Consider the following 21,301-nt stretch of genomic DNA (forward strand, 5'->3'; position numbering starts at 1 on the left):
CCCCACACCAATACCCCGAGGCAGGAGCGGATCATGTCCGAAGGCACGGACTCGCGCACCCCACCGGCCGCCGTGGCGGACGGCACCGCTCCCCCGGAGGCCGACTACCTCCAACGGCGCGCCCTGCGCCGCGGCAGCGCGGGCTGGCTGCTGCTCACCGGTCTGGGCGTCGCGTACGTCGTCTCCGGGGACTTCTCGGGGTGGAACATCGGCCTCTCCGAGGGCGGTTTCGGCGGGCTGGCCATCGCCACCCTGCTCATGGGCGCGATGTACGCCTGTCTGGTCTTCTCGCTCGCGGAGCTGTCCGCCATCCTGCCCACGGCGGGCGGCGGTTACGGCTTCGCCCGGCGCGCGCTCGGCACCTGGGGCGGCTTTCTCACCGGGACTGCCATCCTCATCGAGTACATCCTGGCGCCGGCCGCGATCTCCATCTTCATCGGCGAGTATGTCGAGTCCCTCCACCTCTTCGGTCTGACGGCCGGCTGGCCGGTCTATCTGGCCTGCTTCGTGATCTTCATCGGGATCCATCTCTGGGGTGTCGGGGAGGCGCTGCGCTTCAGCCTCGTGGTGACCGCCGTCGCCGTGGCGGCGCTGCTGATCTTCGCGGTGGGCGCGTTCACCGAGTTCGACGCCGGTGGGCTCAACGACATCCCGGCCGACCCGGACGCGTTCGGCTCCAGCTCCTGGCTCCCGTACGGCGTGCTGGGCATCTGGGCGGCCTTCCCGTTCGGCATGTGGTTCTTCCTGGGCGTCGAGGGGGTGCCGCTCGCCGCCGAGGAGGCCAAGGACCCGGTGCGTTCGATGCCCAGGGCGCTGTCGATCTCCATGGGTGTGCTCGTGCTGCTCGCCCTGCTCACCTTCTTCGCCGCGACGGGTGCCCGCGGCTCGGCGGCCATCCAGGAGGCGGGCAATCCGCTGGTGGTCGCGCTCCAGGGGGACGGCGAGCCGACGCCGCTCAGCCGGTTCGTGAACTACGCGGGTCTCGCCGGGCTCGTGGCCTCCTTCTTCTCGCTGATCTACGCCGGGTCCCGGCAGCTCTTCGCGCTCTCCCGCGCCGGATACCTGCCGCGATTCCTCTCCCTCACGAGCCGCCGCAAAGCCCCCTATCTGGGTCTCGTCATCCCCGGCGCCATCGGCTTCGCGCTCGCCGCGGGCACCGGCGACGGCGGGCGGATGCTCAACGTGGCGGTGTTCGGCGCCACCATCTCGTACGCGCTGATGGCCCTCTCGCACCTGGTGCTGCGGCGCCGGGAGCCCGGTCTGCCCCGTCCGTACCGGACCCCCGGTGGCATGCTGACCTCGGGCGTCGCCTTCGTGCTCGCGCTGTCCGCGCTGGTCGCGACGTTCCTGGTGGACAGGGACGCCGCGTTCATCGCGCTCGGCGTCTATGCCGTCGCCCTCGCCTACTTCACCTTCTACAGTCGGCACCGGCTGGTCGCGGCCGCGCCCGAGGAGGAGTTCGCGGCCCTCGCCGCCGCCGAGGCCGAGCTCGAACGCGGCTGACGGCACACCGCGCGTACGCACACAGCTCGTACGCGCATAGCTCGTACGCGCACAGCCCGCGCCCGAACCACCCGTACGGAGGAACAGTGAAGCCGCTCATCGGCATCAGCAGCTATCTGGAGGAGTCCGCCGCGTGGGGCGTGTGGGAGCTGCCCGCGGCGCTGCTGCCGGCCGGCTACCACCGGCTCGTCCAGCGCGCCGGCGGCACGGCCGTGCTGCTCCCGCCGGACGACCCGGACACGGCGGCCGCCGTGGTGGCCCGGCTGGACGGGGTGGTGATCGCGGGCGGCCCCGATGTACGGCCCGCGCGGTACGGGGCAAAGACCGACCCCCGCACCGGGCCGCCCGCCCTGGAGCGGGACGCCTGGGAGCTCGCCCTGATCGAGGCGGCGCTGGCCTCCGGCACCCCGCTGCTGGGGATCTGCCGGGGCATGCAGCTCCTCAACGTGGCGCTGGGCGGGACGCTCGTCCAGCACGTGGACGGGCACACCTCCCCCACTGTCGGCTCCTTCGGCAGCCATCCGGTGAAACCGCTGCCCGGCACCCGCTACGCCGCTCTGGTGCCGGAGGAGTCCGCCGTACCGACGTACCACCACCAGACGGTGGACCGGCTCGGCGCGGGGCTGACCGCCTCGGCGTTCGCCGCCGACGGGACCGTCGAGGCCGTGGAACTGCCGGATCCCCGGCCGGTGCTCGGGGTGCAGTGGCATCCCGAGATGGGCGAGGACACCCGCGTGATGTCCTGGCTGGTCCGGGCCGCCTCGAAGCCTGCCGGCTGAGCTGGGCGGACGGCAGGTCCCCAGCAGGCTCTCAACCGGTGGACGGGTCCGGAGCGGCGCCGCGCGTCAGGGACAGCAGGTCCCGCGCGGGGCCGGCCGGGCGGGTACCGGCCGGCCAGACCGCCCTCAGGTCGCGGCGGAGCCGTACGCCCGCCACCGCCACCCGGACCAGCCTGCGCGCGGCCAGCTCCTCGCCGACCGCCAGCTCGCTCAGCACGCACGGGCCCTCCCCGCTGACCGCGGCGGCCTTCAGCGCGGTGGTGGAGGCCAGCTCCAGCAGCGGCCTGGCGGGGCCGCCGTAGGCGCTCAGCCCGGCGTCCAGCACCTGGCGGGTGCCGGAGCCCGGCTCCCGCAGGATCAGCGGCGTCCCGGCCAGCTCGGCCGGGGTGAGCGGGGCGCGGCGGCGGGCCCACGGGTGCCCCGGCGCCGTGACCACCAGCAGCCGGTCGTGGCCGATCACCGCGGAGTCCAACCCCTCGGGGGCGGCCAGGCCCTCCACGAAGCCGAGGTCCGCCTCATGGCTCAGCAGCCGCGCCGCGACCGCGACGGAGTTGCCCGCGTGCAGCGAGACGGCGGTGTCGGGACGCGCCCGGCGCAGCGCTATCAGCCAGCGCGGCAGCAGGTACTCGGCGATCGTCATGCTGGCGGCGACGCGCAGCCGGGAGTCCCGGCGGCCGCGCAGCGCCTGCGCGCCCGCGTCGAACGCCTCGGCCGCCTCCACCACCCGCCGGGCCCAGTCGGTGACCAGGGTGCCCGCGTCGGTCAGCCGGGAGCCGCGCGGCGAGCGGTCCACCAGCGCCACCCCGAGCTGCCGCTCCATCGCCCGGATCCGGCTGCTCGCGGCGGGCTGGCTGATCCCGGTCTCGCGCGCGGCCCGGCCGAGGCTGCCCAGCCGGGCGACGGCGAGGAGCAGCTCCAGCGCGCCGAGATCGGGCACCCGGTGCGAGAGCGGCGCCGCGAGCGGCTCCTCGGACATTGCCCCAGACATAAGCCCAGCTTATGACCTCATAGGGAGAGCGGGGCTGGTGGGGGCCGGGGCCCGGCGGGACGCTGAGCCCATGGCCGTCCTCGCACCCCCCGCCCGTCCCGACCGTTCCGCCGGCGGGCTCCCGTCCGGCGCCCGGCTCCCCGCGCTGCGCCATCTCGGGCCCAACTGGTACGCGGCGGTCATGGGCACGGCGATCGTCCCGGCCGCGGGCGCCGCCCTCCCGCTGGAGGTGCCGGGGCTCCGGGCGGTCTGGGTGGCGGTGTGGGCACTGTCGGTGGCCGCGCTCGCCGCCGTGCTGACGGCCCGTGCCGGGCACTGGCTGCACCACCGCGACCAGGCCCGCGCCCATCTCCTCGACCCGGCCGTGGCGCCGTTCCACGGCTGTCTCGCGATGGCGCTGCTGGCCGTCGGCGGCGGCACGCTCACCGTGGGCCGCGATGTGCTGGGCGAGCGGGCGGCGCTCGCCGTGGACGCGGTGCTGTTCGGCGCGGGGACGCTGCTGGGCCTCGTGATCGTGGTCGGGATCCCGTACCTGATGGTCGTACGCCACCGGCCGGCCGCCGCGGACGCGTCGCCGGTGTGGCTGCTGCCGGTGGTCACCCCGATGGTCTCGGCGGCGGTCGGCCCGGCGCTGGTGCCGTACCTCCCGGCGGGCCAGGGGCGCACGGCGCTGCTCCTCGGCTGTTACGCGCTGTTCGGGCTGAGCCTGCTGGCCACGCTGATGATGCTGCCGCTGGTCTTCGCGCGGCTGGTGACGCACGGCCCGCTGCCGCTCGCGCTGACCCCGGCGCTCTGCCTGGTGCTGGGCCCGCTGGGCCAGTCGACCACGGCCGTGGGCCGGCTCGCCGATGTGGCGCCCTCGGCGGTCGGCGGCCCGTACGCGGGCGCGCTCACCGCGTTCGCCGTGGTGTACGGGGTGCCGGTGATGGGGTTCGCGCTGCTGTGGCTGGCTCTCGCGGCGACGCTGGTGGTGCGGGGCGTCCGGCGCGGGATGCGGTTCTCGATGACGTGGTGGGCCTTCACGTTCCCGGTCGGCACGTGTGTCACGGGCGCGGCGGGGCTGGCGCGGCACACCGGGCTCGCGGCGTTCTCGTGGCTGGCGGTGGGGCTGTTCGCGCTGCTGGTGACGGCCTGGGCGGTCGCCGGGTGGGGCACGGTACGCGGGCTGCTGGCCGGCACGCTGCCGGGGGCGCCCCGGGGTGCCCGCCCGGGGGACCAGGCCTCCCGGCTGCCCGCCCCGGAGGCCGCGCACGCCGCGTGACGGGGCCGTGACGGACCCGTGGCGGGCCCTGTGAGGGCGGCCCTCGGGTCAGCGCCGGTCGAAGGTCGCGTCGACGTCCTCCGCGACGGCGACGACCAGGATGCGGGTGCCGGGCTCGGTGGCGCGCCAGCGGTGCCGTACGCCACCGGAGAGGTACAGCGTGTCACCGCGCTCCAGCCGGTAGGCCCGGCCCTCCGCCTCCACCTCGGCGGCTCCGTCGGCGATGTACATGACCTCGTCGTTGCGGTGCTGGTACTCCCGGCCCGTGTCCTGCTCGCCGGTGAACTCCTTGGCGTTGAGCTGGTGCCCGCCGCGGACCACGCGCCGTACGCCGGGTCCGGGAGCCGCCCGTACGACATCGACCGTACGGGCGGAGTCGGCGGCGGCGTGGAGCTGCGCGGGGGTGGTCTCCAGGGCGTCCGCGACCCGGTCGAGGGAGCGGGTGCTCGGCCTGGCCCGTTCGTTCTCGATCTGGCTGAGGAAGGGCACGGACAGCCCGCTGCGGGCCGCGACCGCCGCCAGGGTCAGGCCGAGGGACCTGCGCCGCCTGCGGACGGCCGCGCCCACCCTGAGCGCTTCCTTGTCGTCCATGACTGGCTCCCTCCGACCGGATCGTCATCCTCTCAGAGTTGACGGCCCTACAAGAGCTGTCCTCCATGATGCGCGCGGCAGAGACGGAACGGAAACGCCGGAAGGGCGGGTATCGCGCGGCGCGACACCCACCCTTCCGGGTCAACCTCGGTGATGACTTCCGGCTACACCGGGGCCATCTTGTCCGCGATGCCCGGATTCTGGTCCATCCAGGTCTTCACGGCTTCCTCCTCGTGGCCCGTGCCGGCCTTCTGGATCTCGTTCTCCAGGCCGGAGAGCTGCTCCTCGCTCAGCTTGAAGTCCTTGAACCACTTCGTGAGCTGCGGATAGTTCCCGGTGAAGCTCTTGTGCGCGACGGTGGTGAGCCGGTCGCCGTCACCGAACGCCTTCTTCGGGTCCTTGAGCTTGGTCAGCTCGTACTCCTTGTAGGCCCAGTGCGGGCTCCACAGCGAGACCGCGATCGGCTCCTTCTTGGCGTACGCGCGCTTCAGCTCGGCGAGCATGCCGGGCGTCGAGCTGTCGACGACCTTGTACTCGTCGCCGAGGGCGTACCCGGGCAGCACCTTCTCCTTGAGGACGTTCATCTGCTCGGTGCCGGGCTCGATGCCGACGATCCGGCCCTTGAACTGGTCGCCGCGGCCCTTGAGGTCGTCCAGGGACTCGACGTCCTTGACGTACGAGGGGACGGCGACCTCACGGGTGGTGGGGCCGTACCAGGACCCCAGCTCGGTGAGGTCGTTCTTGTACTTGTCCCAGTAGCGTTTCTGCGCGTTCGGCAGCCAGGCGTCGAACTGGACGTCGATCTGGCCGCGGGACATCGCCTCGTACATCGGGCCGAGTTCGAACTGCTTCAGGTTGATCTTGTAGCCGCGCTCCTCCAGGACCGCCTTCCACAGGTAGGTGGCGGCGATGTCCTCCTCCCAGGGGAACCACGCGATGTTGACGGGGCGCTCGGCCTCGCCCGTGCCGGCCGCCGCCTTGGCCGCCGAGCCGGACGTGCCCGCCTTGTCTACGGGGGTCCACTGGTCGGCGACGCCCGGGTTGGCGTCGAGCCAGGTCCGTACGGCGTCCTGCTCCTTGCCCTGGCCGGCCTGCTGGATCTCGGCCTCCAGGCTGGTGAGCTGCTCCTCGTCCATCTTGAAGTTCTTCAGCCAGGAGCCGACCTCCGGGTTCTCCTCGGAGAAGCCCTTGCGCGCCAGGGTGTGCACGCCGTCGCTCTCGGCGCCGAAGGCCTTCTTCGGGTCGGCCAGCTTGGTGAGGTCGTACGTGTTGTACGCCCAGTGCGGCGACCACAGCACCACGACGACGGGTTCCTTCTTGGCGTACGAGCGCTTCAGCTCGGCGAGCATGCCGGAGGTGGAGCCGTCGACCAGGGTGTACTCCTTGTCGAGGCCGTACGCCTTGAGGACCTTGTCCTTGAGGAGGCCCATCTCGCCCGCGCTGGGCTCGATGCCGATGATGCGGCCCTTGAAGGTGGAGCTCTTGCCCTTGAGGTCGGCCAGGGAGTTGACGCCCTTCACGTACGAGGGCACGGAGAGCTCCAGGGAGGTCTTCTCGTACCAGGCCCCCATGTCCTCCAGGTCGTCCTTGTACTTGGCCCAGTAGGAGGCGTGGGTGACCGGCAGCCAGGAGTCGGTCTGGATGTCGATCTGGCCGTTGGCCTGGCCGGTGTAGAGCGAACCCGCCTCGTACTGCCGGGCGTCGACCTCGAAGCCGCGCCGTTCCAGCAGCTCCTTCCAGAGGAAGGTGGAGGCGATGCCCTCGTCCCAGGGGATGTACCCCATGCTGATCTTCTTGCCCTGGCCCACGTTGCCCGCGTCGTTCGCGGTGGACGACGAGGAGGAACCGCCGAAGAGGCCGATGCCGCCCGCGGCGAGCGCGAGGGCGAGCACGCCGGCGATGGCGACGACGGGCTGCGGACGGTGCTGCCAGATCTTCAGGCCGCCGCTCGCCTCCTTGGCCTTGGCCAGGATGCGGCGGCCGACCGGGGAGACCTGGAGGCTGAGCGCGCCGGTGATCCGGTCCAGGTAGACGGCGAGGATCACGACGGAGAGACCGGCCTCGAAGCCGAGGCCCACGTCGATGTTGCCGAGTGCGCGGTAGACGGCGCCACCGAGCCCGCCGCCGCCGACCATGCCGGCGATGACCACCATGGACAGGCCCAGCATGATGACCTGGTTGATGCCCGCCATGATCGTCTGGAGGGCCAGCGGCAGCTGGACCCGCAGCAGGGTGTTCCGGGGAGTGGTGCCGAACGCCTCGGCGGCCTCGACCAGTTCCGCGTCGACCTGCCGGATGCCCAGCTCGGTCATCCGGACGCCGGGCGGCAGGGCGAAGATGATCGTGGCGATGATGCCGGGCACCGCGCCGATGCCGAAGAAGACCACACCGGGGATCAGGTAGACCATGGCGGGCATGGTCTGCATCAGGTCGAGCACCGGCCGGATCAGCGAGCTGACCGTCTTGGAGCGGGCCGCCCAGATGCCGAGCGGCATCGCGATGGCCAGCACCACGATGGTCGCGACCAGCACCAGCGAGAGCGTCTCCATCGCCTCGCTCCACAGCTCCATCGAGTCGATGAGCGCGAAGCCGACGAAGGCGAGGACACCCGCGCTGAGGCTCCGCATCCACCAGGCGAGCACGGCGAGGATGCCCGCGAGGAGCAGTGGCTGCGGCGCGGAGAGCACCGCGTTGATGGCGTCGTACAGGTGCGAGACGACCCAGCCGACCGCGTCGAACAACCAGGCGAAGTGGTTCTGGAGGAAGTCGACAGCGTTGTCGACCCAGTCACCGAGAGGCAGCCTAGGCACCGGCGACCGCCTTGTCCGTACCGGAGCCCTTGGCCACCGCTCCCGCGGTGTCCGCGGACGCGACCGCCTCGGTCCGGGCGACCGGGACGGCGGCGTCGGCGGGCGTCATCGGCTCGCCGAGGACGGCGAGCAGCCGCGCGCGCGGGACGACCCCGACCAGGGTGCCCTCGTCGTCGACGACGGCGACGGCGACCCCGCTGGTGGAGCAGGGCGTGAACAGTTCGATGATCGGGGTGGACTCGGTGACCGTGGCGGGCGCGGCGTCGAGGACGTCCTGCGCGGTACGGAGTTCCTTGCCGCCGTCCGTGACGGTGCCGAAGGCGGTCTCCGGGTCGGCCATGATGGCGCTCGCGGTGAGCACCCGGGAACGGTCGACGTCCTGGGTGAAGGAGGCGACGTAGTCGTTGGCCGGGGTGACGAGGATGTCCTCGGCGGTGCCGAGCTGGACGATCTCCCCGTCGCGCATGACCGCGATCCGGTCACCGAGGCGCATGGCCTCGTTGAGGTCGTGGGTGATGAACACGATGGTCTTCTTGAGCCGTTTCTGGAGTTCGAGGAGCTGGTCCTGCATGTCGCGGCGGATCAGCGGGTCGAGCGCGCTGAAGGACTCGTCCATCAGCAGCAGATCGGCGTCGGTGGCGAGCGCGCGGGCGAGCCCGACACGCTGCTGCATACCGCCCGACAGCTCGTCCGGCCAGGACTTCTCCCAGCCGCCCAGACCGGTCATCTCCAGGGCCTCCGCCGCGCGCTTCTCGCGCTCCGCGCGGGGCACGCCCTGCACTTCGAGTCCGTATCCGGCGTTCTCCAGCACGCTGCGGTGCGGGAAGAGCGCGAAGTGCTGGAAGACCATGCTGATCTTGGTGGAACGGACATGACGCAGCTCGGCGGGGGGCAGGGCGGTCAGGTCCTGGCCGTCGAAGAGGACCTGGCCCGAGGTGGGCTCCAGGAGTCCGTTGAGCATGCGCAGCAGCGTGGACTTGCCGGATCCCGAGAGGCCCATCACCACGAAGATCTGGCCGGGCTCGACCGAGAACGAGGCGTCGATCACCGCTGCGGTCGTGCCATCGGCGCGCAGCTCTTCACGGTCCGTACCGTTCTTGAGCTTCGTCACGGCTTCGTCCGGTCGTCTGCCGAATACCTTGTACAGGTGATCGGCTTGCAGCCTGGTCACATACACCTCACGGGTTGAACGGAAAAACGGCCCGTCACCCCCGCGGGCGGGCCGTGGAGCGGGCGGATTCGGTCCGCCCACCGGGGACGATGCGTGAAATCGCCGTCCAGCTGGCTCCGTGATCGCGCCTGCCCGTCCTTACACAAGGCAAACAATTAAGTGACCCAGGTCACATGCGATCGCGGCAAATCGGCGTGAAAACCCCTTCCCCGCACGGTTCCCCGACGGCGGCGACGGGCCATACCGGGTGGCGGGCCGCACCGGGCGGTCGGCCGTACCGGGTGGCGGGCCGCGTTGTCAGTGGGCTGGGGCATCATCGGGATGTGACCCGACGCCTGATGCTCCTCGACACCGCCTCCCTCTACTTCCGCGCCTACTTCGGGGTCCCCGACTCCGTGCGGGCCCCGGACGGTACGCCGGTCAACGCGGTGCGCGGTCTGCTCGACTTCATCGCCCGGCTGGTCCAGGACCACCACCCGGACTCCCTGGTCGCCTGCATGGACGCGGACTGGCGGCCCGCCTGGCGGGTGGAGCTGATCCCGTCGTACAAGGCGCACCGGGTGGCCCAGGAGCGGCCGGAGGGGCCCGACGAGGAGGAGACCCCGGACACGCTGGCCCCGCAGGTCCCGGTGATCGAGGCGGTCCTCGACGCGCTGGGCATCGCGCGGGTCGGCGTCGCGGGGTACGAGGCGGACGACGTGATCGGCACGCTCGCCGGGCACGCCACGGGCCCGGTCGACATCGTCACGGGCGACCGGGACCTCTTCCAGCTCATCGACGACGCCCGGGGCGTGCGGGTCCTGTACCCGGTCAAGGGCGTGGGGACGCTCCAGCTCATGGACGAGGCGGCGCTGCGCGCGCGGTACGGGGTGGACGGCGCCGGATATGTCGACCTGGCGCTGCTGCGCGGCGACCCGAGCGACGGGCTGCCCGGGGTGCCCGGGATCGGCGAGAAGACTGCCGCCAAGCTGCTGGACGCCTACGGCGACCTCGCCGGGATCATGGCGGCGGTCGACGACCCGGCCTCCCGGCTCACCCCGTCGCAGCGCAAGCGGCTGGACGGGGCCCGGGAGTACGTGGCGGTGGCACCCACGGTGGTCCGGGTCGCCGGGGACGTCCCGCTCCCCGAGTTCGACCCCGCGCTGCCCGCCGGGCCCCGCGATCCGGCCATGGTCGACGCGCTGGGCGCGCGCTGGGGTCTCGGCGGCGCGCTCCAGCGTCTGCTCGCCACACTTCCCCGGTGAGTGTTAGCTTACTTAGGTAAGCCTAAGCGTCGTGGAGTCGAGGGAGACCGCCGTGGCAGAACAGCCGGCCCGCCAAGCACCGAAGGTCCACGAGGGACAGGTCCTGCGCACCGAATGGATCACCCCGCACATGGTGCGGGTCGTCCTCGGCGGCGAGGGGCTGGCCGCGGTGCGGGCCGGGGAGTTCACGGACCACTACGTCAAGGTGCTCTTCACCCCGGAGGGCGTGACGTACCCGGAGCCGTTCGACATGGACCGGATCCGGGCGGAGTTCCCGCGTGACCAGTGGCCCGCGAACCGTACGTACACCGTGCGCGCCTGGGACCCGGCGGCCCTCGAACTGACCATCGACTTCGTGGTCCACGGCGACGAGGGCCTGGCCGGCCCGTGGGCGGCGCGGGCAAAGCCCGGCGAGACCGTACGACTGCTGGGCCCCGGTGGCCTCTACGCGCCGGACCCGGCCGCCGACTGGCATCTGCTGGTCGGGGACGAGAGCGCGCTGCCGGCGATCGCCGCGTCGCTGGAGCGGGTGCCGGCCGGGGCGGTCGTGCACGCGTTCGTGGAGATCTCGGGCCCCGAGGAGGAGCAGAAGATCACGACGCCGGACGGGGTCGGGATCACCTGGCTGCACCGCGGCTCCCGCCCGGTGGGCGAGGCGCTGACCGCCGCCGTGCGCGCGCTCGACTTCCCGCCCGGCGACGTCCTGGCCTTCGTCCACGGCGAGGCCGGTTTCGTGAAGGAGCTGCGCCGCCACCTGCGGCTGGAGCGCGGCATACCGCGCGAGCGGCTCTCGATCTCCGGGTACTGGCGGATCGGCCAGACCGACGAGGCGTGGCGCGCCGTCAAGCGCGAGTGGAACGAGCAGGTGGAGAAGGAGCAGGAGCAGGCCCCGGGGCAGCGCCCCGCGGCCTGACCCGCGCCCGCCGCCTCGACGGGCCGGGCTTCCGGTACGGACGGACCGCCCGTACCGGAAGCCCGGTGCGTCTCAGAGGAGGCCCTGGCTCTCAGACGGACTTCTGGTACGCGCGGAAGGTGCGGGTCGAGAGCCAGACCGCCCCGGCGGCCAGCGCCAGCAGCGCGCCTCCCCGGCTGAGCACATCGCCCCAGTCGGGGTCGGCCGACAGCGCGGAACGTCCCGCGACCATCGCCCAGTTGACCGGGTTGAAGTCCGCGATCGTCGCCATCCAGGACGGCATCTGCGCCGGGGCCATGAACGCCGAGGAGAGGAATGTCAGCGGCAGCAGCAGGAAGGTGTTGATGCCGATGATCGACTCGCGCTCCCGCACCAGCATGCCCAGGGCGTTGGAGAGCGCCCCGAAGACCGTGCCCAGCAGGATCGACGCGGCGATCAGGATGAGCAGTCCGGTGGCGCCGCCCGGGTAGGCGGCCCCGGCGAGCAGCCCGAGCAGCACGATGATCGCCGACTGGATGGCCGTACTGATGCCGTTCTGCACGACGTTGGCGTTCATCAGGGCGCTGCGGCTGACCGGGGTGGTCAGGAAGCGGTTGAGCGTGCCGCGCTCGATCTCCTCCAGGGTGCCCATCCCGGCCCACATGCTGGAGCCGAGCGCGCTCATCACCACGATGCCGGGGATGAGGTAGTCGAGGTACGACGTGGTGCCGAAGCCGCCCAGTTCGACGACCTTCTTGAAGAGGTTGCCGAAGAGGAACAGCCAGATCACCGGCTGGATCAGGGAGATCAGCAGAAAGACCGGCTGGCGCAGGATCGCGACGAGCTGGCGCTGCGTCATGTACCAGGTGTGGCTGAGGACTTCGGTACTCATCGGGCACCTCCGGCGGCCTGGGCGGCGGCGAGGACGGGTAGGTTCGCGGCGGCGTCGGCCTCCGCGAAGCGGCGTCCCGCGTACCGCAGGTAGACGTCGTCCAGGGAGGGCCGGGCCACCGTCGCGGAGGCCACCGCCGCCCCGGCGCGCTCCAGCGCGGCGAGCAGCACGGGGACCGCGGCGGCGCCGTCGTCGGCGCGGACGCTGACGCGGCGTCCTTCCACCGCCGTGTCGTGCACCCCGGGCAGCGCGGCGAGAGCGGCGGTGAGCACCACCCGGTCGCCGTCGTCGCGCAGTTCGAGATGGACGGCGTCGCCGCGCAGTTCGCCCTTGAGCTGGTCGGGGGTTCCCTCGACGACGACCCGGCCGCGGTCGACGATCGCGATGCGCTCGGCGAGCCGGTCGGCCTCCTCCAGGTAGTGCGTGGTGAGCAGGATGGTCAGCCCCTCGTCGCCGGCGAGCCGGCCGATCTCCTCCCACATGGCCGTACGGGCCTCCGGGTCGAGCCCGGTCGTCGGCTCGTCCAGGAAGAGCACCTCGGGCCGGTGGACCAGCCCGAGCGCCACGTCGAGGCGCCGCAGCATGCCGCCCGAGTACCCTCTGACCGGCCGCTTCGCGGCGTCGGACAGGGCGAACCGCTCCAGCAGACCGTCGACGCGGCGCGCCAGCTCCGTCCCCCGCAGGCCGTACAGCCGGCCCTGGAGTACGAGGTTCTCCCGGCCGGTGGCGACGGGGTCGGCGCCGGACTTCTGGGCGACGACCCCGATCGCGCGGCGCACCCGGTCGGGATGGCGCAGCACATCGTGTCCGGCGACGGTGGCGGTGCCGCTGTCGGGGCGGGCGAGGGTGGTGAGGATCTTGACGGTGGTGGACTTGCCGGCGCCGTTGGGGCCGAGCAGGCCGAGGACCGTGCCCGCCTCGACGGTGATGCCCATTCCGTTCAGGGCGGTGACCCCGCCGGGATAGGTCTTGATCAGATCGTGCGCCCGGACGGCGGGCGCGCCGGTACGGGTGACACCGGGGCTACCGGTACTCATGGCAGAGCTCTCCTGTGGTGTTCGGGCCTCTCGGGGCTCCCGAGGGGTTCGGGGACGCCGAGGGGTCTCGGGTCTCCCGAGCCGGATCCACGCGTGAGCGCCGGGCTATCCTGGGTGTGCCGCACCTCGATCGCCCGGGCGCCTGCACGGCGGTCCGGTCCGGGGTTGGGGACCCTGGCGGGAGCTGCTGCAACAGCGACCGCCGGGGTCGTTCCGTTTCCTGGGTCCTGCGGTCCGGCTTCCGGGAGAGTGGAGCGGACGTGGCTCCACGGATTCCCGGATCCGGTCTCAACGGTTCCAGGGACGCTCCTCCTCCGTGGCGCCCGACGATGTCTTCTCCTCGCCGGCCGCGGTGTCGATGTCGATCCGCAGGCCCTCCAGCCTCTTCCACTCCGCCGGCACCTCGCCGGTCGCGCGCAGGGCGCGCCACGCGTCGACGCCGGTCAGCGTCCCGTCGGCGATCTCCCGCAGCAGCCCGCGGACCCACCGGGCCTGGGCCTCCACCATGTGCAGCTGATACTCGGTCTCCACGACGAAGAGCCGCGGCAGTTGCTCGTACAGCTTCGTCAGCGCGCCCCGCAGCGCGGCGGCGTGCACGTCGAGCGCCGCCACCCGCTCGTCGAGGAGCGAGACCACCTCGTCGGGGGTGAGCACGCCGATCAGGGAGAGGGCGGTTTCGAAGAGCGGGAACTCACGGGCGGGGACGGCCACGAGGTCGGCCAGCCACTCCAGCATCTCCTCGTGCCCGGCGGGGGTCAGTCCGTACAGCGTGCGCTCGGGGCGGTTGCCCTGCCGCTGGACGTCGGCCACCTCCACGAATCCGTGCTTCTCCAGGTTCTGGACGACGGTGTAGAGCGAGCCGAAATTGATCTTGACGCTGTGTTCCTTGCCGCGCTGCCGCAGGGTCTGCGCGATCTCGTACGGATGCATGGGGCGCTCCGAGAGCAGCGCCATCACGGCGAGCGCCAGCGGATTGCCGAGCTTGCGCCGCTTGGTCGCCATGGTCACCGTCCCCGCCTCACGCATACATACGTTCACGAATACTCGGCGACGAACATATCGCGACCTCACACTCCGGTCAACCGAACACGCGACATATCTCGAATATTGGTGGGCGGGACAACCAATCCGAGTCCACCCGGACTCCGAATCCATGCTGGAGTCTGTTCGGAACACACGCACATGTGCGCACCTGGAGGAAAAGCCGCGTGAAAGAAGCCGTACACATCGGCGGCCCCGCTTCGGCGGGGCCCGATCTTCAGGAATTGCTGGGCCACGTGGCCCGGGGCGACCAGGAGGCGTTCTCCCGGGTGTACGACCAGGTCTGCGGCCCCGTACTCGGCCTGGTGCGCAGCGTCCTGCGCGATCCGGCCCAGTCGGAGGAGGTGGCGCAGGAGGTCCTGCTGGAGGTCTGGCGGACGGCCACCCGGTATCAGCCGTCCCGTGGCAGCGCCATGACCTGGGTGCTGACCCTCGCGCACCGGCGCGCCGTGGACCGGGTGCGCTCGGCGCAGGCGTCGAGCGACCGGGAGCACCGGGCCGCGCTGCTCGACCGTACGCCCGCCTTCGACGAGGTCACCGAGCAGGTGGAGGCCAGTCTCGAACGCGAACAGGTGCGCCGCTGTCTGCGGACTCTCACCGAACTCCAGCGCCAGTCCGTCACACTGGCGTACTACCAGGGCCTGGCCTACCGGGAAGTCGCCGAACTGCTCTCGGTCCCGCTGGGCACGGTCAAGACCCGATTGCGCGACGGACTCATCCGGCTGCGCGACTGCTTGGGGGTGAACGCATGACCACCGCGGATCTCCACACGCTGACCGGCGCGTACGCGCTGCACGCCCTGGCCCCGGCGGAGCGCGCCGAGTTCGAGCGTCATCTGGTGGCATGTCACGCCTGCTCCCAGGAGGTACGGGAGCTCACGGCGACCGCCGCCCGGCTGGGCCGGGCCGTGGCCGTGGCCCCGCCGCCCGCGCTCAAGGAGCAGGTGCTCCGCCGGATCGCGACCGAGCGCCAGGAACCGCCGAGGGTGACCCACCATCAGGCCCGCTCCGGCGGCGGCGCCGGCCGCGGCCGGGCCCTCTCCCGCTTCGCCCTGGCCGCCTGCCTGGCCGCCGTGGCGGGGCTCGGCGGGGTCGCGGTCTGGCAGAACCAGGAGGCGCGGGACGCGCGCCAGGAGGCGCGCGCGGCGCAGCTGCACTCCGAGGAGCTGGCCGCCGTGCTCGCGGCCCCGGACGCGAAGGTCGCCACGGGCGGCCTGACGAACGGCGCGACCGGGAGCGTCGTCGTCTCCCGCGGCGGCAACCGGGCGGCGTTCGTCGCCGTCGGGATGCCGAAGGCGCCCAGCGGCAAGGTCTACGAGCTCTGGTACAACGACGGCGGCACGATGCGTGCCGCCGGGCTGCTGGATCCCACGACCGGCTCCGCCTCCGTACTGATGGAGGGTCCGGTGGACGGGGCGTCCGGCATGGGCATCACGCTGGAACCGGCGGGCGGCTCCGAGCAGCCCACCTCCACCCCGCTCGCGCTGATGGACTTCCCGGCACTCTGAGACCCGGAGGCCGGGCCCCGTCACCCGGCCTTCGTCCTCTTCGGCGGCAGCGGGAAGAAACCACTCGTACGAGCGGTGTACTCGGCGAAGCCGGGCCGGTTCGCCATATGCCGTTCCAGCAGCCTCTTCCCGCTGCCCTTGACGAGCAGCAGGCTCATCACCACCGGGCCGACCACGGTGGCCGCGGCCGCCACCGGTTCGTCGCAGACGATCAGGAAGAGCCCCCACCAGACGCAGAAGTCCCCGAAGTAGTTGGGGTGCCGGGTCCAGCTCCACAGCCCCTGGTCCATGACGCGGCCCCGGTTCGCGGGGTCCGCCTTGAACCGGGCGAGCTGCCGGTCCCCGACCGCCTCGAAGACCAGCCCGACCAGCCACACCACGCAGCCGGCGTACGCGACCGGGCCCGGCGGACCCGCGATGTACTGCGCGGCCTGCACCGGCAGCGAGACCAGCACCACCAGCGCGGCCTGGAGCAGGTACACCGTGCGCAGGGCGTAGAGGTTCCGGTTGCCGGGCGCCCGGTCGAGCATCGCCACGTACCGCGCGTCCTCTCCGTGCCCCCGGCCGCGGGCGGCGATATGGCCGGCCAGGCGCAGCCCCCACACGGCGGTCAGGACGGTGACCAGCAGCCGCCGCGCCCCGTCGCCGCCGTCGCCGGCCGACACGGCGTACGAGACGACGGCGACGGCCGTGAAGGCGAGGCCCCAGGCGATGTCGACGATCCGGTGCACCCCCTTGACGAGGGCGACGGCGAAGGTGCCGAGCATGACGGCGAGGGCCGCCACCGCCGCGGCGCCGACCCCCGCTCCGAACTCCGCCCACGGGTAGCCGTTCACCGGGCAGCGCCGTCCCGGTACCGCTCCCCCGTGGCCGTCGGCCGTACGGCGAGAATCTGGTCGACGCCCATCCGGCGCTCCTCGAAGGCGAGCGCGGAGCCGACCAGGTAGAGCCGCCAGACCCGGGCGGTCTGCAGACCGACCAGCGCGGCGAACTCGTCCCAGCGCTCCTCCAGCGTGCGGTGCCAGGCCCGGATCGTCCGGACGTAGTGCTCCCGCATCGCCTCCACGCTCCGTACCTCCAGCCCCGCCCCCTCCAGCAGCGACACGGTGTCGCCGAGCGGGCGCATGTGCATGTCGGGGGCGATGAACGACTCGATGAAGGCGCCGCCGCCGGGGGCCGTGGCGGGCCGCGCCATCTGCTGGACGAGGACCCGGCCGCCCGGCCTGGCCGCCCGGTGCAGCAGGGCGGTGAAGGCGGGGTATTCGGCGTCGCCGACGTGCTCGCCCATCTCGACCGTGGACACCGCGTCGTAGTCGCCGCCCTCGATGTCGCGGTAGTCGCACAGCCGTACCTCGACCAGCTCCTCCAGTCCCCGTTCCGCGACCCGCGCCCCGACGTACTCGGCCTGTTCGGCGGCGAGCGTGACGGCGGTGACCCGGGCCTTGAACTCCTCGGCCGCGTACAGGGTGAGCGATCCCCAGCCGCAGCCGATGTCCAGCAGCCGCGCGCCGGGGGTCAGCGCGAGCTTGCGGCAGATCAGTTCCAGCTTGTCCCGCTGGGCGTCGGCGGACCCGTAACCGGGCTCCTCGCTGGTCCAGTAGGCGCAGGAGTACGCCATGGTCTCGTCGAGCAGCAGGGCGTAGAACTCGTTGGAGAGGTCGTAGTGGTGGCTGATCGCGGCCCGGTCCCTGGCCCTGCTGTGCACGGATCCGGTGAGCCGGGCCTGCGCGGCGGGCGTGGGCGGGCGCGCCCCTACGGCGCCGAGCCGCACCGCCGTACGGACGGCCCTGGCCCGTTCGGCGACGGTGAGCCGCGGCGGGCGCGGGCCGCGGGCGCGCAGGGCGTTCCCGAGGGTGCGCAGTCCCTCGGCGAGGTCGCCCTCGACGTCCAGCTCGCCGGTGATGTACGCCTGGGCCAGGCCGAGTTCGCCGGGCTGCCAGACCAGCCGGCGCAGGGCGCGGCGGTTGCGGATCACCACGACCGGCGCGCCCTCGGGCCCGGCGGCGGAGCCGTCCCAGGCACGCAGCCGCAGCGGGAGCCGGCCGCCGAGAAGCTCTCCGGCGAGGGCGTGGAGCCGCGGGGCGGCGCCGGTGGGACGGGCGGGCACCGGCAGGGGGGTCCTCCGGGTGGCGGTCATCGGGGGGTCTCCTTGGTCAGCAGCATCTGCTGCACGTCGAGGTAGCCGGAGCGGAAGCCGGCCTCCGAGTAGGCGAGGTAGAAGGTCCACAGCCGGCGGAAGACCGCGTCGAACCCGAGCGCGTCGACCTGCGGGGCCTGTTCGGTGAATCGTTCGCGCCACAGGCGCAGCGTCTCGGCGTAGTGCGGGCCGAAGCCGTCGCGCTCGGTGACGCGCAGGGCGGTGCGGTCGGCGGTGATCTGTTCGATCGCCTCGGCGGAGGGGCAGAAGCCGCCGGGGAAGATGTACTTCTGGATCCACGTGTAGGTGTCGCGGCTGGCGAGCATGCGGTCGTGCGGCAGGGTGATGGCCTGGAGCGCGACCCGGCCGCCGGGCGCGAGGAGCCGGTCCAGGGTGGCGAAGTACTCGGGCCAGAACTCGGCGCCGACCGCCTCGATCATCTCGACGCTGATGATCGCGTCGAACGTCCCCTCCACCCGGCGGTAGTCGCACAGTTCGACGGAGACCCGGTCCGCGTGACCGGCCGCGCGGATCCGGTCGCGCGCCAGTTCGCACTGTTCCCGCGAGAGGGTGACGGTACGGACCCGGGCGCCGCGGGCGGCGGCGCGCAGGGCCAGTTCGCCCCAGCCGGTGCCGATCTCCAGCAGCGAGGTGCCGGGGCCGACCCCCGCCGTGTCCAGCAGCCGGTCGATCTTGCGGTGCTGGGCGGCGGCCAGCAGCGACCGGTCGGCGGGGAAGCCGCGGAAGAGGGCGGAGGAGTACGAGAGGGTGTCGTCGAGGAAGAGCGCGAAGAGGTCGTTCGAGAGGTCGTAGTGGCGGCTGATGTTGTCGCGCGAGCCCTCGGGGGTGTTGCGCTGCGCGGCGGGCTTCCGGGGCGCCCAGACGGCGCGGAACCGCTGGAGCGGCCGGGGGACGAGCTCGGCGAGGCGTTCGGCCATGACGGTCAGTACGCCGACCAGGTCGTCGGCGTCCCATTCGCCCGCCATGTAGGACTCGCCGAAGCCGATCAGCCCGTCCGCGCCGATCCGGCGGTGGAACGCCCCGGCGTCGTGGATCTCCATCAGCGGGCCGCCGAGGCCGATCGTCGCGCCGCCCTCGAACCGTACGCGCAGCGGAAGGCGCCCGAAGGCGTGCCGGACGAGCCGTTCCGCCACGGCCGTACGGAGCCACGAGCCTCGCGGCGGACGCGCGACGTCGAGCCGGCGCCGCTGATCGGGCGGCACGGCGGAGGTTCCGGGCTCGGCGGGGCGGGGAGACCCGGGAGCGCCGGGGGACGGCGCGGAAGCCGGGGAGACGGACACGCTCACTGGAGACCCTCCTGGGGGTGGTGACGGGGACGGGGCTGGACGGGCAGTCCGCGCAGGAGGAGGCGGATGCCGTGCAGCCGGATGCCGGCGGAGACGACGGCGGTGGACCAGGGGTGGCGCAGCGCGGCGCGCACCAGGGTCCGCGGGGTGGCGGGGCGGCGCTCGCCCCGTACGGTCGCGAGGAACGGGCTGCCTCCGGCCCGCTCCAGACGCACCGCCAGGCGGAGCCGGTCGCCGGGTTCGGGCAGCCGCATGGTGTAGCCGCCGTCGACCGGGAAGAACGGTGAGACGTAGAACTCCTTGTCCACGGTGGCCCGGCCGGTCCCGTCCGGGCGCAGCAGATAGCAGTGCCGCTCGCCGTAGGTGTTGTGGACCTCGGCGACGACACACAGCGGTGTGCCGTCGGGCCGGTGGCACCAGTAGAGGGTGAGCGGGTTGAAGACATGTCCGAAGACCCGGGCGTGCGCGAGCATCGTCACCCGGCCGTCGCCGAGGTCGATCCCCTGGGCGGTGAGGAACGCCGCCAGCCCGGCGCGGATGGTGGGCCGGGTCCCGCCGAAGTGGTCGCGGGCGTCGAAGCGGGCGAGGGGACGCAGCGGGCGGGGCAGGCGCGGCGGACGGTCGGGGTCGATCAGCCACAGGTAGGTGCGCAGACGCAGGGTGTGGCGGCGCGGCGCGGTCCTGACGTGGCGCACGTCGCAGGTGTAGAGGGCGGGTACGACGGGGGCGGTCTCCGCGGTGGTCACCACGTCACCCCCAGGGCCTCGGCCGCCGCCACACCCGAGCGGCAGCCGTCCTCGTGGAACCCCCAGCCGTGGTACGCGCCGGCGAACGCGGTGACCGGGCCGCTGAGCGCGGGCAGTTCGCGCTGGGCGGCGACCGACTCCGGGGTGTAGAGGGGGTGTTCGTAGACCATGCGGGCGAGGACCCGGTCCTGGTCGACGCGGTCGGCGCCGTTCAGCGTGACCACGAAGGTCTCGGGTGCGTCGAGCCGCTGGAGCCGGTTCATGTCGTAGCTGACCCGTACGGCGTCGGCGCCCGCGTCGCAGGCGGGCATCAGGTAGTTCCAGGAGGCGCGGGCGCCCGCGCGGCGCGGCAGCACCCCGGTGTCGGTGTGCAGCTGGGTGGCGTTGCGGGAGTACGGGAACGCGCCGAGCACCCGGCGCTCCTCCTCGGTGGCGTCGGCGAGCAGCCGCAGCGCCTGGTCCGGATGGACGGCGACGACCACGGAGTCGTACCGCCGGGCGGTGCCGTCCCCGGCGGTGATCTCGACGCCGTCCGGGCGGCGGCGCACGGACCGTACCGGGGTGGCGGTGTGGACGGCGGCCAGCTGTTTGCCGATGAGGTCGACATAGGCGCGCGAGCCGCCGGTGACCGTCCGCCAGACCGGCGAACCCTGAATCGTCAGCAGGCCGTGGTGCGCCATGAAGCGGAACAGGTAGCGGGCCGGGTAGCGCAGCGCGGTCCGCGCGTCGCAGGACCAGACGCAGGAGACCAGCGGTGTCATGAAGTGGGAGAGGAAGTACGGCGGGAAGCGGCCCTCGGCGAGGAACTCCCCCAGGGTCGGGTCGCCGCGCGAGCCGTCGTCCGGGGCGAGGAGCCGGCGGGCCGCCCGGTGGAAGCGGGGGACTTCGGCGAGCAGCCGCAGATAGCGCGGGCTGAGCGCGTTGCGCGGCCGGGCGAGGAGACCGGCGGCGCCGCGGGCCCCCGCGTACTCCAGTCCGCAGCCGTCGCACCGGACGGACATGCTCATCTCGGATTCCTGCGTGGCGACGCCGAGTTCCCGGAAGAGCCTGAGCAGATACGGGTAGGTGCGGTCGTTGTGGACGATGAAGCCGGAGTCCACGCGGTGCACCCGGCCGTCGGCCGACGGAACGTCGTGGGTGTGCGCGTGCCCCCCGAGCCGGTCGTCCGCCTCGTACAGCGACACCTCGTGCGCGTCCCGCAGAACGTACGCGGCGGTCAGCCCCGCCACTCCGCCGCCCACGACGGCGGTACGCGGACGTTCTCCACCACTCATGCCGCTCCCTCTCCTCCTGGGCCCGTGCGCCAGTGCCGCGCGCCCTCCTCTGCCGCTGATTCGGGGCGGCGCGCGCCGGGGATTGGTGTCCGGCGCGATCTTTCCGGCGGCCCGCTCGCAC

Annotated in this window: 19 protein-coding genes; 7 read left to right on the forward strand and 12 right to left on the reverse strand. The window is 72.7% G+C overall.

Annotation, left to right across the window (positions count from 1 at the left end; all coding sequences use genetic code 11):
• Positions 1 to 33: 33 nt before the first annotated feature.
• Positions 34 to 1,503 carry an ethanolamine permease gene (gene eat, locus ACFTZC_RS04975; protein ID WP_382886912.1) on the forward strand — a complete coding sequence of 490 codons (1,470 nt, stop codon included), beginning with the start codon at positions 34 to 36 and terminating at the stop codon, positions 1,501 to 1,503.
• A gap of 86 nt (positions 1,504 to 1,589) precedes the next feature.
• The gene (locus tag ACFTZC_RS04980) at positions 1,590 to 2,282 is read left to right on the forward strand and encodes a gamma-glutamyl-gamma-aminobutyrate hydrolase family protein (protein WP_382886914.1); all 693 of its coding nucleotides are present in this window, start codon (positions 1,590 to 1,592) and stop codon (positions 2,280 to 2,282) included.
• A gap of 31 nt (positions 2,283 to 2,313) precedes the next feature.
• Here ACFTZC_RS04980 and ACFTZC_RS04985 read toward each other — a convergent pair whose 3' ends face one another.
• Positions 2,314 to 3,258 (reverse strand): LysR family transcriptional regulator, encoded by a 945-nt coding sequence (locus tag ACFTZC_RS04985; RefSeq protein ID WP_382887250.1) that lies wholly within the window; start codon positions 3,256 to 3,258, stop codon positions 2,314 to 2,316.
• An 82-nt stretch (positions 3,259 to 3,340) separates the two neighbouring features.
• Between ACFTZC_RS04985 and ACFTZC_RS04990 the strand changes: the two genes are divergently transcribed.
• Entirely contained in the window at positions 3,341 to 4,531 is a 1,191-nt protein-coding gene (locus ACFTZC_RS04990; protein WP_382886916.1) for a TDT family transporter, read from the forward strand.
• Positions 4,532 to 4,579: 48 nt separating this feature from the next.
• Here the strand turns inward: ACFTZC_RS04990 and ACFTZC_RS04995 are convergent, their stop codons facing one another.
• From ACFTZC_RS04995 to ACFTZC_RS05005, 3 genes are all read right to left on the reverse strand, one after another.
• Complete coding sequence (locus ACFTZC_RS04995) at positions 4,580 to 5,122, reverse strand: helix-turn-helix domain-containing protein (RefSeq protein WP_365819015.1); 543 nt, start codon at positions 5,120 to 5,122, stop codon at positions 4,580 to 4,582.
• Positions 5,123 to 5,286: 164 nt separating this feature from the next.
• Positions 5,287 to 7,932, reverse strand: coding sequence for an ABC transporter permease/substrate binding protein (locus tag ACFTZC_RS05000; protein WP_382886919.1), 2,646 nt, complete (start codon positions 7,930 to 7,932; stop codon positions 5,287 to 5,289).
• A complete protein-coding gene (locus tag ACFTZC_RS05005; RefSeq protein WP_382887251.1) occupies positions 7,925 to 9,094 on the reverse strand; it encodes a glycine betaine/L-proline ABC transporter ATP-binding protein in 1,170 nt (389 codons plus the stop codon). The genes ACFTZC_RS05000 and ACFTZC_RS05005 overlap by 8 nt, the downstream gene beginning before the upstream one ends.
• A gap of 347 nt (positions 9,095 to 9,441) precedes the next feature.
• On the opposite strand from ACFTZC_RS05005, the gene ACFTZC_RS05010 reads away from it, so the two are divergent.
• Both ACFTZC_RS05010 and ACFTZC_RS05015 read left to right on the forward strand, forming a co-directional pair.
• A complete protein-coding gene (locus ACFTZC_RS05010; protein ID WP_382887253.1) occupies positions 9,442 to 10,347 on the forward strand; it encodes a 5'-3' exonuclease H3TH domain-containing protein in 906 nt (301 codons plus the stop codon).
• A gap of 52 nt (positions 10,348 to 10,399) precedes the next feature.
• On the forward strand, positions 10,400 to 11,260 hold the full coding sequence (locus ACFTZC_RS05015; RefSeq protein ID WP_382886921.1) for a siderophore-interacting protein: 861 nt from the start codon (positions 10,400 to 10,402) through the stop codon (positions 11,258 to 11,260).
• A 91-nt stretch (positions 11,261 to 11,351) separates the two neighbouring features.
• Here the strand turns inward: ACFTZC_RS05015 and ACFTZC_RS05020 are convergent, their stop codons facing one another.
• The 3 genes from ACFTZC_RS05020 to ACFTZC_RS05030 all read right to left on the reverse strand — a co-directional run bounded on the left by ACFTZC_RS05020 (position 11,352) and on the right by ACFTZC_RS05030 (position 14,170).
• On the reverse strand, positions 11,352 to 12,131 hold the full coding sequence (locus ACFTZC_RS05020) for an ABC transporter permease (RefSeq protein WP_382886923.1): 780 nt from the start codon (positions 12,129 to 12,131) through the stop codon (positions 11,352 to 11,354).
• On the reverse strand, positions 12,128 to 13,168 hold the full coding sequence (locus tag ACFTZC_RS05025) for an ATP-binding cassette domain-containing protein (RefSeq protein ID WP_382886924.1): 1,041 nt from the start codon (positions 13,166 to 13,168) through the stop codon (positions 12,128 to 12,130). Before ACFTZC_RS05025 ends, ACFTZC_RS05020 begins: the two co-directional genes overlap by 4 nt.
• A gap of 288 nt (positions 13,169 to 13,456) precedes the next feature.
• Entirely contained in the window at positions 13,457 to 14,170 is a 714-nt protein-coding gene (locus ACFTZC_RS05030) for a PadR family transcriptional regulator (RefSeq protein WP_382886926.1), read from the reverse strand.
• Positions 14,171 to 14,376: 206 nt separating this feature from the next.
• Between ACFTZC_RS05030 and ACFTZC_RS05035 the strand changes: the two genes are divergently transcribed.
• Positions 14,377 to 14,961, forward strand: a complete 585-nt coding sequence (locus ACFTZC_RS05035) for a sigma-70 family RNA polymerase sigma factor (protein WP_382886927.1) — start codon at positions 14,377 to 14,379, stop codon at positions 14,959 to 14,961.
• On the forward strand, positions 14,958 to 15,716 hold the full coding sequence (locus ACFTZC_RS05040) for an anti-sigma factor domain-containing protein (protein WP_382886929.1): 759 nt from the start codon (positions 14,958 to 14,960) through the stop codon (positions 15,714 to 15,716). Before ACFTZC_RS05035 ends, ACFTZC_RS05040 begins: the two co-directional genes overlap by 4 nt.
• Before the next feature lie 20 nt (positions 15,717 to 15,736).
• Here ACFTZC_RS05040 and ACFTZC_RS05045 read toward each other — a convergent pair whose 3' ends face one another.
• Genes ACFTZC_RS05045 through ACFTZC_RS05065 form a run of 5 tightly spaced genes read right to left on the reverse strand, consistent with a single transcriptional unit; the run spans position 15,737 to position 21,180 of the window.
• Positions 15,737 to 16,552, reverse strand: coding sequence for a DUF1295 domain-containing protein (locus ACFTZC_RS05045; RefSeq protein ID WP_382886930.1), 816 nt, complete (start codon positions 16,550 to 16,552; stop codon positions 15,737 to 15,739).
• Complete coding sequence (locus ACFTZC_RS05050; RefSeq protein ID WP_382886931.1) at positions 16,549 to 17,853, reverse strand: class I SAM-dependent methyltransferase; 1,305 nt, start codon at positions 17,851 to 17,853, stop codon at positions 16,549 to 16,551. Before ACFTZC_RS05050 ends, ACFTZC_RS05045 begins: the two co-directional genes overlap by 4 nt.
• Positions 17,850 to 19,154 carry a class I SAM-dependent methyltransferase gene (locus ACFTZC_RS05055; RefSeq protein WP_382887255.1) on the reverse strand — a complete coding sequence of 435 codons (1,305 nt, stop codon included), beginning with the start codon at positions 19,152 to 19,154 and terminating at the stop codon, positions 17,850 to 17,852. The genes ACFTZC_RS05050 and ACFTZC_RS05055 overlap by 4 nt, the downstream gene beginning before the upstream one ends.
• A 2-nt stretch (positions 19,155 to 19,156) precedes the next feature.
• Entirely contained in the window at positions 19,157 to 19,906 is a 750-nt protein-coding gene (locus ACFTZC_RS05060) for a DUF1365 domain-containing protein (protein ID WP_382886933.1), read from the reverse strand.
• Entirely contained in the window at positions 19,903 to 21,180 is a 1,278-nt protein-coding gene (locus ACFTZC_RS05065; protein WP_382886934.1) for an NAD(P)/FAD-dependent oxidoreductase, read from the reverse strand. The genes ACFTZC_RS05060 and ACFTZC_RS05065 overlap by 4 nt, the downstream gene beginning before the upstream one ends.
• Between the last annotated feature and the right edge of the window lie 121 nt (positions 21,181 to 21,301).

The organism is Streptomyces sp. NPDC056987 (assembly GCF_042673865.1).
GTDB lineage: Bacteria > Actinomycetota > Actinomycetes > Streptomycetales > Streptomycetaceae > Streptomyces.

What these genes read in the sequence shown, in the direction of transcription:
- ACFTZC_RS05030 (WP_382886926.1), bottom strand. Translation starts at nt 14,170, where the DNA reads ATGGCGACCAAGCGGCGCAAGCTCGGCAATCCGCTGGCGCTCGCCGTG.
- ACFTZC_RS05040 (WP_382886929.1), top strand. Translation starts at nt 14,958, where the DNA reads ATGACCACCGCGGATCTCCACACGCTGACCGGCGCGTACGCGCTGCAC.
- ACFTZC_RS05020 (WP_382886923.1), bottom strand. Translation starts at nt 12,131, where the DNA reads ATGAGTACCGAAGTCCTCAGCCACACCTGGTACATGACGCAGCGCCAG.
- ACFTZC_RS05010 (WP_382887253.1), top strand. Translation starts at nt 9,442, where the DNA reads ATGCTCCTCGACACCGCCTCCCTCTACTTCCGCGCCTACTTCGGGGTC.
- ACFTZC_RS04990 (WP_382886916.1), top strand. Translation starts at nt 3,341, where the DNA reads ATGGCCGTCCTCGCACCCCCCGCCCGTCCCGACCGTTCCGCCGGCGGG.
- ACFTZC_RS05025 (WP_382886924.1), bottom strand. Translation starts at nt 13,168, where the DNA reads ATGAGTACCGGTAGCCCCGGTGTCACCCGTACCGGCGCGCCCGCCGTC.
- ACFTZC_RS04995 (WP_365819015.1), bottom strand. Translation starts at nt 5,122, where the DNA reads ATGGACGACAAGGAAGCGCTCAGGGTGGGCGCGGCCGTCCGCAGGCGG.
- eat (WP_382886912.1), top strand. Translation starts at nt 34, where the DNA reads ATGTCCGAAGGCACGGACTCGCGCACCCCACCGGCCGCCGTGGCGGAC.
- ACFTZC_RS04985 (WP_382887250.1), bottom strand. Translation starts at nt 3,258, where the DNA reads ATGTCCGAGGAGCCGCTCGCGGCGCCGCTCTCGCACCGGGTGCCCGAT.
- ACFTZC_RS05050 (WP_382886931.1), bottom strand. Translation starts at nt 17,853, where the DNA reads ATGACCGCCACCCGGAGGACCCCCCTGCCGGTGCCCGCCCGTCCCACC.
- ACFTZC_RS05065 (WP_382886934.1), bottom strand. Translation starts at nt 21,180, where the DNA reads ATGAGTGGTGGAGAACGTCCGCGTACCGCCGTCGTGGGCGGCGGAGTG.